Source organism: Arthrobacter sp. MDT1-49-2 (assembly GCF_059090185.1).
Genome location: NZ_JBNHFK010000003.1, coordinates 113,567 through 125,589 on the forward strand (window position 1 = coordinate 113,567; position 12,023 = coordinate 125,589).

The window sequence follows — 12,023 nt, forward strand, 5'->3', positions numbered from 1 at the left end:
ATGCCGCACCGTTTCCCCGCTAAAACCGGCCGGTCAGCCAAGCCGGCCAAGAGCAGCGCGCCGGGCGTCCCGCCCGAGAATGTCCCCTCGGCCGTTGTGGTGGGCGGGGGTATCTCCGGCCTGATCGCTGCGCGCGATCTGGCCCGGGCCGGCATCCGCGTCACCGTACTGGACGCCTCCGATTCCTTCGGCGGATGCGTGGGGCGGCACGAGGTGGCCGGCATCCGGCTGGACAGCGGAGCCGAATCCTTCGCCACCAAGTCCACCGCCGTGCCCGAACTGATCGCCGAGCTGGGCCTGTCCGGCGCCGTCGTGCAGCCAAACCCTGCCGGTTCCTGGCTGCAGCTGGCTGCCGATGACCTGCCTTCCGGCGCGCAGCGGATGCCTGCCAGCGGGATTCTGGGCATCCCCGCGGATCCGCGCGATCCGGAAATTGCCCGTGCCCTGGGCCGGGTGGGTGCTGCCCGCGCTGCCCTGGACAAGGTCCTGCCGGTAGGGTCCCTGCAGCGACGGGAGTCTGTCAGCCTGGGCGAGGTGGTCCGCAGCCGGATGGGTGAGGCAGTGCTTCGCCGGCTGGTCACCCCGGTGGTTGGCGGGGTCTATTCGGCCGATCCGAATGTACTGGACGTGGATTCCGTTGCCCCGGGGCTCCGTGACGCCATTGCCAAACACGGATCGCTGGCGGCAGCGGTGGGAGCCATCCGCGCCGCCGCCCCGGCCGGCTCGGCGGTAGCGGGGCTGGAGGGCGGCATGGGCCGCCTTACCGAGACCCTGGTGGCTGATCTCGACGCCCTGGGCGTGCTGCTGCTTCCCGCTACTCGGGCCCGGGCGCTTACCCGGCATAACGACGGCTGGCAGATCCGCGCGGAAGCGGACAGCGAAACCCGGGAACTCACCGCCGATGCCGTGGTGGTTGCCACGGACGGACCGGCCGCCGTGGACCTGATGGGCGGCGCCCTGCCCGAAGTCTCGGCGTACAAGCCCTCGCCTGGCCCCGGCGTTGCACTGGTCACCCTGGTAGTGGACCGGCCGGAACTTGACGCGATGCCGCGCGGCACCGGCGTCCTGGTGGCTCGGGACGTGGAAGGCGTGGATGCCAAGGCACTGACCCACGCCACTGCCAAATGGCAGTGGCTCGCGGATTCCACCGGACCCGGGACACACGTGCTGCGGCTTTCCTATGGACGTGCGCTTTCGCCGGACGACGACGCCGCCGAGCCCGCCCACGCCGACCGCGCTGACGAGGACCTGATCCGCCAGGCCATAGCGGATGCCTCCGCGCTGCTGCAGGTCTCCCTCGGGGCCGACGACGTGGTCGGTGCCGACGTCGTGCGCTGGGTTGGCGCACTGCCCTCCGCTGCGGTTGGCCACGGCGAGCGGGTGGCAGCGGTCCGGGCCGCGGTGGCCGAAGTGCCCGGACTGGAAGCCGTCGGCGCCTGGCTGGCCGGTACCGGCCTGGCCGCGGTAACCGCGGACACCCGCACCCGGATGGCAGAGCTGGCCCGGGCATTGCGGCAGGTGTGACATTAACCACTTTCTACAACCCGTAGAAGTTCTGTGTTTCGATTTACCCACAAGCAAGGGGCAGACTGTTAATCATGAGTGAGACGATGGATCAGAGCGCCTCCGGGGCGGCTGGCAACGAAGAACAGTTCTTTACCCTCTGGACCGTATTCAAACGGTCCGGAGCGCCGACGGCACCCGTCTCGGACGGTGCCGTGGAGGCCTTTGAGACCCTCGCGAAGGACCTCGGCGCGAACAACGTGACGCTGCGCGGCCTGTACGACGTATCAGCGATGCGCGTCGACGCCGACGTGATGGTCTGGCTGCACGGCAGCAAGCCCGAAGAGCTGCAGGCAGCCCTGCGCCGGATCCGGCGCACGGAACTTTTCGCGAACACCGAAATCGCCTGGTCCGCCATGGGCGTGCACCGCGATGCGGAGTTCTCGAAGAACCACTGGCCGTCCTTTGCCCGCGGCATCGAGCCCGAAGCCTGGATCTGCGTCTATCCCTTTGTCCGCTCCTACGAGTGGTACCTGCTGCCCGCCGAGGAACGCGGCAAGATGCTGCGCGACCACGGCATGCTGGGCCGCGAATTCCCCCAGGTCCTTGCGAACACCGTCGCTTCCTTCGCCCTGGGCGACTGGGAATGGATCCTTGGCCTGGAGGCCCCCAATCTGGTTGACCTGGTCGACATGATGCGCCACCTGCGTTCCACTGAAGCCCGCAACCATGTCCGCGAGGAAGTTCCCTTCTATACCGGCCGGCGTATCCCGGCCGCCGATGTTGCCGAGGTACTTAAATGACATCCGACGTTTCCCACGAGCCCGCCGCATTCAACCCGCTCGAAGGGGTTGACGAAAACGGGCGCATGGAACCGAAGCACTACGACGCCATCCTGCTGGCATCATTCGGCGGCCCCGAAGGCCAGGAAGACGTAATTCCCTTCCTGCGCAATGTCACCGCCGGGCGCGGCATCCCCGATGAACGGCTGGAAGAAGTGGCCACGCACTACCGGGCCAACGGCGGCATCAGCCCCATCAACGCCCAGAACCGTGCGCTGAAGGCTGCACTGGAGGCCGAACTGGCCCGGCGCGGCGTCGAGCTGCCCGTGCTCTGGGGCAACCGCAACTGGGCGCCCTACATCAAGGATGTCCTGCAGGACGCCTATGACACCGGCTACCGCCGCATCCTCATGGTCACCACCAGCGTCTACTCCTCCTACTCCAGCTGCCGCCAGTACCGCGAGGACCTCGGCATGAACCTGCTGAAGACCGGGCTGGACAAAAAGCTGCAGGTGGACAAGGTCCGCCAGTATTTCGACCACCCCGGCTTCGTGGAGCCCTTCGTGGAAGGTGTCCGCGAGTCGATCGCCAAGGTCCGCGCGCAGCTTGACGCCGCGGGCATGACGGACGGGAAGATCGAAATCCTCTTCTCCACCCACTCCATCCCCACCGCGGATGCCGAAGCCTCCGGTCCGCGCGACCGGGAGTTCGAAGAAGGCAGCGCCTACGTTGCCCAGCACCTGGCCAACGCCCGCGCCATCATCGACCGGATCCCCGAAGCCGCCGGCCTGGACTGGCAGCTGGTCTACCAGTCCCGTTCGGGTGCCCCGCACATCCCCTGGCTCGAACCGGACATCAATGACGCCATTGCCGAACTTCCCGCCAAGGGTGTCAACGGCGTCGTCATTGTGCCGCTCGGCTTTGTCAGCGACCACATGGAGGTGATCTGGGACCTGGACACCGAGGCTATGGATACCTGCAAGGAGCTGGGACTGGCTGCGGACCGCACGCCGACGCCGGGCATCCACGACACCTTCGTGGCCGGCCTGGTGGACCTGGTGCAGGAACGGACGGCGGAGAACACCATCGCCGACCGCCCCGCCCTCACCCCGCTCGGCCCCTGGTACGACGTCTGCCGTCCCGGCTGCTGCGCGAACCTGCGCGGTGAAAAGCCGACCATCGCCGGCGCCGATTCCACTGTGGGCGTCGAATAGTGGCCCACTCGCCCGTCCTGATCGGGACCCGCGGCAGTGCGCTCGCGGTCACGCAGACCACCACCGTGTCCGAAGCCCTTTCCACCCTCGGCGGGTTCGACGTCGAACTGGTGCGCGTCCGGACCGAGGGAGACATCAACCGGGCCGCGTTGTCCCAGATCGGCGGCACCGGGGTTTTCGTCGCCGCGCTGCGCGAATCGCTGCTGCGGGGGGACTGCGATGTCGCCGTGCATTCGCTCAAGGACCTTCCGACGGCGGCGGCCCCGGGGCTGGCGCTCGGTGCCATTCCCGAGCGCGTGGACGTACGCGACGTACTGTGCGCCCGTGACGGCCTGACCCTGGCCGGGCTGCCGGCAGGAGCGAAGATCGGCACCGGCTCACCCCGCCGTGCGGCGCAGCTGCGGGCCGCCCGCCCGGACCTGGAGATTGTGGACATCCGCGGCAATGTGGATACCCGTCTGGGTCGTGTGGCCGGACTGATGGAAGGCGCGCCGGGAGACCTCGACGCCGTGGTGCTGGCTGCCGCCGGGCTGGCCCGGCTGGGCCGGGTGGGCGTCATCACCGAATTCATTGATCCCGCCGTGATGCTGCCCGCTCCCGGCCAGGGTGCCCTGGCCGTGGAATGCCGCGCTGCCGATGCCGAAGACGGGGCGCTGGCGAAGGCACTGGAGGCCTACGACCACCGGGAGAGCAGGCTCACCGTCGCCGCCGAGCGCGCCATGCTGGGCAGGCTCGAAGCCGGCTGCACCGCCCCGGTAGGCGCGCTGGCCCATGTGGAGGACGGCAGCATCAGCCTCGAAGCAGTGGTCTGCAGCGATGACGGGACCCGTCTGCTGCGGCGCAACGCCGCCGTCGCCGAGCTCACCGAAGATGCGGCCCGCGCCCTCGGCGTGCAGGTGGCCGAGGAACTGCTGGCAGCAGGAGCCGGGCAGCTCACAGATCTGCCCGCCAGCTGATGCCCTGCAGGAGCTGCTGATGGCAGTCAGGCACAACGGTCCGGACCTCACCGGACTCAGCATTGTCCTTCCGCGGACCCCGGACCGGGCTTCGGCCATGGTCCGGGAACTGGAGGCATGCGGTGCAACGGTCGCGCTGATGCCGCTGATCGACTTCCAGTTCCCGGCGGACACCGCGGCACTGGACAGGGCGCTGAATGCGCTCAACGCCGGACGGTTCGCCTGGGTGGTGTTCACCTCGGTGACTACGGTCCGGGCCGTCACGCACCGGTGCGCTGCGCTGGGTATCCGCCCCGGAACCGTGGTTCCGGCGGATACCCGGATAGCGGCAGTAGGGGCCGGCACGCGGCAGGCCCTGGAGGAAGCCGGCTTCGATGCCGATTTCATGCCCGACTCCGACCAGTCTGCCCGCGGCCTGGCTGCGTCCTGGCCGGACCCCTCCGGGACAGACCCCGAAGGGGGAGACCTGCGGGTCCTGCTGCCGCAGGCCGACATTGCCGATCCGTCGCTGCATGATGCGCTGACGGCCATGGGCTGGGATGTTCGCGCCGTAACCGCGTACTGCACCGTGGATTACCCGGCCGCTGGAATGCGCTTCACTCCCTCTGTTCCGCCCGGCGGGCTGCTGGACCCTTCGGAATTCCGGACCCGGGCACCTGCCGGGCCGCGCGCCGTCGTCCTGACCTCGCCCAGCATTGCCCTGCGTTTTGCGCGGCGCTGTTCCCCGGTACCTGCCGGAACACTGCTGGTGGCCATCGGCGACAGTACCGCCGCGCAGATGCGCGGGTTGGACCTGCCGCCGCATGCCGTGGCGGAACGGCCGACTCCGCAGGGAATAGCGCAGGCACTGTCCGTTGCTATGTCAACGGGCTCCAAAAACTAGCTCCCCCAATACCGGAAGGCAGACTTACCTCTATGAGCTTCCCCCAGCACCGCCCCCGCCGGCTGCGCACCACCCCCGCCATGCGGCGCCTGACCGCCGAATTCCGGCTCGATCCGGCCGAGCTGATCCTGCCCGCCTTTGTCCGCGAGGGGATTACCGAGCCGAATCCACTGACTTCCATGCCCGGCGTCGTCCAGCACACCATGGATTCCCTGAAGAAGGCAGCAGCAGAGGCGGTGGATCTCGGGGTGGGAGGCATCATGCTCTTTGGCATCCCCGCCGAGCGCGACGCCGCGGGCAGTGCCGGCACGGACCCGGACGGCATCCTCAACCGCGGAATTGCCGCCGTCCGCGAGGAGGTGGGCGACGAGCTGGTGATCATGAGCGATGTCTGCCTGGATGAATTCACCGACCACGGACATTGCGGCGTCCTGGACGAAAACGGTGTGGTGGATAACGACACCACACTGGAAATCTACGGCCGGATGGCCGTGGAACAGGCCCGCGCGGGCGCGCACGTGCTTGGCCCGTCCGGCATGATGGACGGCCAGATTGCCGTCATCCGCCAGGCCCTGGACGAAGCGGGGTACCAGGACGTGTCCCTGTTCGCCTACGCCGCCAAGTACGCCTCCGCGTTCTACGGCCCGTTCCGCGAAGCCGTGGACTCCCAGCTCAAGGGCGACCGGCGGACCTACCAGATGGAGGCGGCGAACCGGCGCGAGGCTCTGCTGGAAGTGGAGCTGGACCTCGAAGAAGGCGCCGACATGGTGATGGTCAAGCCGGCCATGAGCTACCTGGACGTGCTGGCGGACGTGGCAGCGATGTCCCCGGTGCCGGTGGGCGCTTACCAGATCTCGGGCGAGTACGCGATGATTGAAGCTGCCGCCGCCAACGGCTGGATTGACCGCCGCCGGGCCATCGAAGAGTCCGTGCTGGGCATCAAGCGGGCCGGCGCGAACATGATTCTCACGTACTGGGCCGCCGAGCTGGCAGCCTGGCTGAAGGAAAGCAAGTAATGTCCTCACCTGTCACACCGTCTTCCAATGACGAGCTTTTCGACCGCGCCCGGGCCCTGATGCCCGGCGGCGTGAACTCCCCGGTCCGCGCCTTCGGCTCGGTGGGCGGCACACCGAAATTCATGGTCTCCGCGAAGGGGCCGTACATCACGGACTCCGAGGGCCGCGAGTACGTGGACCTGGTCTGCTCGTGGGGCCCGGCGCTGGTAGGCCACTCCCACCCCGATGTCCTGGCCGCCGTGCACGCCGCCGTCGACAACGGGCTCTCCTTCGGCGCCTCCACCCCGGCTGAGGCCGAGCTGGCCCAGCTGGTCATGGACCGGGTGCCCGGTGTGAAGCGTCTTCGGATGGTCTCCACCGGCACCGAAGCCACCATGACCGCCATCCGGCTGGCCCGCGGCTACACCGGCCGTAACCTGGTCATCAAGTTCGCCGGCTGTTACCACGGCCATCTGGACGGCCTGCTGGCCTCCGCCGGCTCCGGCCTGGCCACGCTGGCACTGCCCGGCTCCGCCGGCGTCACGGCGGCCACCGCCGCGGAGACCCTGGTGCTGCCGTACAACGACGTTGCCGCCGTGGAAAAGGCCTTTGCCGAGCACGGCTCAGACATTGCCGCGGTGATTACCGAGGCCGCGCCCGCGAACATGGGCGTGGTGACCCCGGACGAGGGCTTCAACGCCGCGCTGTCCCGGATCACTGCCGCGCACGGTGCCCTGCTCATCCTCGATGAGGTCCTGACCGGCTTCCGTACCGGCCCGGCCGGCTACTGGGGTCTCACCGGCGCCGTCGAAGGCTGGACGCCGGACCTGTTCACCTTCGGCAAGGTGATTGGCGGCGGCATGCCCGTGGCCGCACTGGGCGGCCGCGCCGATGTGATGGACCATCTGGCCCCGCTGGGCCCGGTCTACCAGGCAGGCACCCTCTCCGGTAATCCGATCGCCATGGCCGCTGGCGTCGCCACGCTGAAGGCCGCGACCGCCGAGGTCTACGCCACGGTGGACGCCCGCAGCGCGGAGCTCTCTGCCGCGGTTTCCGCCGAACTGGACAAGGCCGGCGTGGACCACAGCATCCAGCGCGCAGGCAGCCTGTTCAGCGTGGCCTTCGGCACCTCCGCCACCGGCGTGCACAACTACGAGCAGGCACAGGCGCAGGAAGCCTTCCGGTACCGGCCGTTCTTCCACTCCATGCTGGATTCCGGGGTGTACCTGCCGCCGTCCGTCTTCGAGGCGTGGTTCCTTTCGGGCGCCCACGACGACGCCGCGATGGACCGCATCTACGCGGCCCTGCCGGCAGCCGCCAAGGCCGCCGCACAGGCGCAGCCCTAGTCCGGGAAGCGCAGCCCTAGTCCGGGGAAGCGCAGCCCTGGCCCGGGAAGCGCAGCCGGACAGCAAAAAACCCCGCACCTGGCAGGTGCGGGGTTTTTTGTTTGGCGGTGGCCTAGAACGCGGCCGTCACGTCGCCGTTCGGCCAGGTCTCTTCGATGAAGGCCTTGACCTCGGGGGAGTGCAGCAGCTCTTCGAGCTTGTCGATCCGGGCATCCTTGTTGCCGGTCTTCCATGCGAGGAAGTTGGCGTACGGGTTGCCCTCCACGGATTCCACCAGCAGGGCGTCATCGGTGCTCAGCCCGGCCTCGAGGATGTAATTGCCGTTGATGATGGCCAGGTCCACGGTTGCGTCACCCAGATCGTTCACCAGCAGTTCAGGCTGGTTCTCCTGGAAGTCCAGGTTCTTCGGGTTCTGCTCGTCCGTCAGGGTCAGCACGGAGGAATCGTCGGCGATGTCCTTCACCAGACCGGCATCTTCGAGCATCTTCAGGGCGCGTGCCTGGTTCGAGGGGTCGTTGGTGACCATCACCCGGGCGCCGTCTTCAATGGAGGAGACGTCGTCGTGCTTCTCGGAGAACGCAGCGTACGGCTCAATGTGGATGCCGGCGCCGTGCTCGAAGTCGTAGCCCTGGCTTTCCATCTGGGATTCCAGGTATGGCAGGTGCTGGTAGTAGTTGACGTCGCTGTCGCCGTCGTTCAGGGAAATGTTCGGCGTGATGTAGTCGTCGAACTCCTGGATTTCCAGCTCCAGCCCGGCCTCTTCGGCGAGGTTGTCACGGACGAACTCCAGGATCCGGGCGTGCGGCGTCGGGCTGGCGCCCACGGTCAGGGTTACCGGATTGGCGGGGTCAAGGCTCTCTACGGCGCTGGGGGCGGAATCAGATCCACCGCAAGCCGTCAACGCCAGAGCCGTGGCCACACCGGTGGCAACGAGGGTTAGTGCTTTACGCATCTAGTGCGTTCCTTTCGCGAAACCCGTGACGGAACTCCGCCGGCGGGTGGGGTGCAGCTAGCGGCTACTGGCTGCAGATCCGGGAATCAGTCCGGAAACTGCCCGGACTGTGCGGAAACCTGAGGGGAGTCAGACGGCGGCGCCGTCCCGTTCGCGGTCCGCCGCACCGGCAGGGCGCACGGCGGCTGCGGCGTCGGTTCCGGAGACGGCTGCGGCCGGACGGCGGCGCCTGCCGCTGCCCGAAGCGGACCGGTGGTCTACCCGGCGGGAGAACCAGTCACCCACCAGCTGGATGATCTGGACCAGGGCCACAATGACGACAATGGTCACCAGCATCACCTGGGTGTCGAAACGCTGCACGCCGTAGTTGTAGGCCAGCCGGCCCAGGCCGCCGCCGCCGATGATGCCGGCCATCGCCGAGTAGCCGACCAGGGTCACCATGGTGGTGGTCAGGGCGGCCACGAGGCCGGGCATGGCCTCACGCAGCAGGACCTTGGAGATCACCTGCATCTTGGTGGACCCCATCACGAGCGCGGCATCGATCTTGCCGCCGGAGACATCACGCAGGGCGTTTTCGACCAGACGGGCGAAGAACGGAATGGTGGCGATGCTCAGCGATACGGAGGCAGCTATCGGGCCGATGGAGGTTCCGGTGACGAGGCGGGCCAGCGGGATCAGCGTGACGGCCAGGATCGCGAAGGGCACCGACCTGGTGATGTTGACGATGATGTCGCTGACAATCCGGTTGGTGATGCGCAGCGGGCGCAGCCCGCCCGGGGCGCTGGTGTGCAGGAACACGCCCAGCGGCAGGCCGATCAGCAGCGTGAAGAAGCCGGAAATGCCGACCATCTGCAGGGTCTCCACCACGGCTTCGGGCAGCGCCTTGGTAATGCCGGGATTGTCGAAAAGCTCGGTCAGGAAATTCATGCGGCCACCTCCACGGTGACGCCCTGCAGGGCGAGGTATTCATGGACTGCGGTCATGTCGGTATGTGTGTCCAGCTGGATGCGGAGCCGTCCGAAGCGGGTACCGGCCAGCAGCTCGACGCTGCCGGCCAAAACATTGACGTCCGTGTCGAAGCGGCGGGTCAGGGCTGAAAGCACCGGGTCCGAGGTGGTCTGCCCGGTAAAGAGCAGCTCCAGCACCGGACCGCCCGGGGACGGGGGAGTGGCCGGCAGGGGAATGAGCTGCTTGGCCAGGCGGCCGCGCAGGTCGGAGGCTACGTCGCGCAGCGGGCCGTGCTCCACGACGCGGCCGGCCTCCAGGAGGGAGACGGAATCGCAGATGCGCTTCACCACGTTCATTTCGTGGGTAATGATCAGCACCGTCAGGTCCAGCCTGCGGGTCAGGTCCGAAATCAGGTCCAGGATGTCGTCGGTGGTGGCCGGGTCCAGGGCAGACGTCGGCTCGTCACAGAGCAGGACATCGGGATCCGAGGCCAGGGCGCGGGCAATGCCGACGCGCTGCTTCTGGCCGCCGGAGAGCTGGGCGGGATACGCCCCGGCAAAACCTTCCAGGCCAACCAGGCCCAGCAGCTCCTGCACCTTGGCGTCGATGACGCTCTTTTTGGTTCCCACCAGTTCCAGCGGGTGGGCGATATTGGCAGCAGCAGTCCGCGAATCCATCAGGTTCGCGTGCTGGAACACCATGCCGATGCGGCGGCGGGCCGCACGGATCTCGGAGTCCTTCACCGCGGTCAGCTCGCGTCCGTCGATGGTGACGGAGCCCGACGTCGGCCGGTCCAGCAGGGTCAGGCAGCGCACCAGGGTGGATTTGCCGGCACCGGAATGTCCGATGATGCCGTGGATCGAGCCCTTGGGCACGCTAAGGCTGACGCCGTCCAGGGCGGTGACATCGCGCTCACCCTGCCGGTAGACCTTGCGGAGGTCGGTAACTGTGATCATTGGTCCTCGTCATATGCGTAAGCGGCCGGACAGGGGTGTGCCTGGAGAGGGGCACTCAGGCGTGCCGTGGCCAGGGCCGGCCGTGCGGAGGGTGCCCGCCAATCTCGTGGCGCGGGGCGGGTTGCGCGCGCATGGTGCGCGGGTACGCCCGGGCGCCATCAGCGCCAGACACAACTACCAGTATCTCATGACGGCAACGGGCGGTGAGCCAAGGTGACGGCCTGTGACGACGGGCCGAAGGCGGCGGTCAGGCCGGGTCCAGGACCGCCAACGGATCAAGATCCTGCGCCGGGCGCAGCGGCCAGGCGCCGTCGATCACGGCTTCGGGGTTCCGCCGCCGCAGGAATTCCTGGAAGCTTGCCGCCTGCCCGGCAGCCCAGCCGATCTGGGACTCGTGGAGCTGCGCTGCGTCGCACTGCAGTTCCGGGTATTTCGCCGCCATGACCGCTGCAACTTCCAGGGTGGCGGCCACGTCCGCAGCGGACGTATGGGCATTCTCAAAACCCACGCCGTAGTGTTCAGCCATGGCCGTGAGGGTGCGCTTGCCGCGGCGGAACCGGTCCACCTGCTTATCCAGGATGTACGGATCAATCACCGGGAAGGGGCTGGGGGCGGTCAGGCCGAACCGCTCGCATTCCCAGGCCAGGACCGTGAAGTCATAACAGGCGTTGAAGGCCAGCACGGGGATACCGGCGGCGAAGAAACCGCCCAGTACGTCAGCCACTTCCGCAGTCACGGATGCCGGCTGCCCGCCTTCGGCCCGGGCACGCTCAGTGGTGATGCCGTGAATGGCGGCGGCTTCCGCGGGGATGGGTATTTCCGGATTGGCCAGCCATTCATGGTGCTGGAGCGTGTCACCCCTGCCGTTGACCAGGATGATGGATGCGGTGACTATCCGTGCGGTCTGCGGGTCCCGGCCCGTGGTCTCCAGATCGAAGGCGGCCCGGGGGAGTTCATGCCAGCTGTTCATGCATCAAACGTACCGGCGGGTACTGACAATCCCGGAATTGGCGGGGTGTGCCGCTGCCTCGGTACCCTGCTGGATATGCAGGCAGAGTATGCGGATGCGGTGCTGTCAGTGGCGGATCTCATTCCGCCGGGCAGGGTGCTGTCCTACGGCGACATTGCCGAACTGCTCGGAGCAGGCGGCCCGCGTCAGGTCGGTGCCGTAATGTCCGCCCGCGGTTCCGAGGTCTGCTGGTGGCGGGTGCTGCGTGCATCCGGTCAGCCGCCCCGGTGCCATGGCGGGCGGGCGTGGGAACACTACCGCCGGGAGGGCACGCCCCTTCGGGGAACGGCCGACGACGACGGCAACGGTTACCGGGTGCTGATCGCCGCTGCACGCTGGCAGCCGACGGAGGACCAGTGGCAGCACCTCGATGCCCTTCGCAACCGGCTTCTCGCGTCTGCGGATCCCGGGTCCGGCGCCGCACCACCCCCGGGCTCCGCAGATAGCAGGAATGTCAGTGGGTCATGATGAAGTGGAGC

General features: G+C 67.9%; 11 protein-coding genes and 1 pseudogene. 8 read left to right on the top strand and 4 right to left on the bottom strand.

The window, feature by feature from the left end; all coding sequences use genetic code 11:
• The 7 genes from hemG (at position 1) to hemL (ending at position 7,679) form a co-directional block, all read left to right on the top strand.
• Positions 1–1,524, top strand: coding sequence for a protoporphyrinogen oxidase (gene hemG / locus AC5RTS_RS05465; RefSeq protein ID WP_493991063.1), 1,524 nt, complete (start codon positions 1–3; stop codon positions 1,522–1,524).
• A gap of 74 nt (positions 1,525–1,598) precedes the next feature.
• Entirely contained in the window at positions 1,599–2,306 is a 708-nt protein-coding gene (hemQ, locus tag AC5RTS_RS05470) for a hydrogen peroxide-dependent heme synthase (protein ID WP_493991064.1), read from the top strand.
• Complete coding sequence (locus AC5RTS_RS05475; RefSeq protein WP_493991065.1) at positions 2,303–3,499, top strand: ferrochelatase; 1,197 nt, start codon at positions 2,303–2,305, stop codon at positions 3,497–3,499. The genes hemQ and AC5RTS_RS05475 overlap by 4 nt, the downstream gene beginning before the upstream one ends.
• The gene (gene hemC / locus AC5RTS_RS05480) at positions 3,499–4,455 is read left to right on the top strand and encodes a hydroxymethylbilane synthase (RefSeq protein WP_493991066.1); all 957 of its coding nucleotides are present in this window, start codon (positions 3,499–3,501) and stop codon (positions 4,453–4,455) included. Before AC5RTS_RS05475 ends, hemC begins: the two co-directional genes overlap by 1 nt.
• A 19-nt stretch (positions 4,456–4,474) precedes the next feature.
• Positions 4,475–5,338, top strand: coding sequence for a uroporphyrinogen-III synthase (locus tag AC5RTS_RS05485; protein ID WP_493991067.1), 864 nt, complete (start codon positions 4,475–4,477; stop codon positions 5,336–5,338).
• A 32-nt stretch (positions 5,339–5,370) separates the two neighbouring features.
• Positions 5,371–6,354 (top strand): porphobilinogen synthase, encoded by a 984-nt coding sequence (hemB, locus tag AC5RTS_RS05490; RefSeq protein ID WP_493991068.1) that lies wholly within the window; start codon positions 5,371–5,373, stop codon positions 6,352–6,354.
• Positions 6,354–7,679: a glutamate-1-semialdehyde 2,1-aminomutase gene (gene hemL, locus AC5RTS_RS05495; protein ID WP_493991069.1), complete on the top strand. Its 1,326-nt coding sequence runs from the start codon at positions 6,354–6,356 to the stop codon at positions 7,677–7,679. The genes hemB and hemL overlap by 1 nt, the downstream gene beginning before the upstream one ends.
• Before the next feature lie 112 nt (positions 7,680–7,791).
• Here the strand turns inward: hemL and AC5RTS_RS05500 are convergent, their stop codons facing one another.
• From AC5RTS_RS05500 to AC5RTS_RS05515, 4 genes and pseudogenes are all read right to left on the bottom strand, one after another.
• Entirely contained in the window at positions 7,792–8,631 is an 840-nt protein-coding gene (locus tag AC5RTS_RS05500) for a MetQ/NlpA family ABC transporter substrate-binding protein (RefSeq protein ID WP_493991070.1), read from the bottom strand.
• 249 nt (positions 8,632–8,880) lie between these two features.
• A pseudogene (locus tag AC5RTS_RS05505) lies at positions 8,881–9,558 on the bottom strand (methionine ABC transporter permease); the annotation flags it as partial.
• Positions 9,555–10,535: a methionine ABC transporter ATP-binding protein gene (locus AC5RTS_RS05510; RefSeq protein WP_493991071.1), complete on the bottom strand. Its 981-nt coding sequence runs from the start codon at positions 10,533–10,535 to the stop codon at positions 9,555–9,557. The gene AC5RTS_RS05510 and the pseudogene AC5RTS_RS05505, both read right to left, overlap by 4 nt.
• 247 nt (positions 10,536–10,782) lie before the next feature.
• The gene (locus AC5RTS_RS05515) at positions 10,783–11,505 is read right to left on the bottom strand and encodes a 3'-5' exonuclease (RefSeq protein ID WP_493991072.1); all 723 of its coding nucleotides are present in this window, start codon (positions 11,503–11,505) and stop codon (positions 10,783–10,785) included.
• Positions 11,506–11,580: 75 nt separating this feature from the next.
• Here AC5RTS_RS05515 and AC5RTS_RS05520 point away from each other — a divergent pair, with 75 nt between their 5' ends.
• Positions 11,581–12,012, top strand: a complete 432-nt coding sequence (locus tag AC5RTS_RS05520; RefSeq protein WP_493991073.1) for an MGMT family protein — start codon at positions 11,581–11,583, stop codon at positions 12,010–12,012.
• Positions 12,013–12,023: the final 11 nt, after the last annotated feature.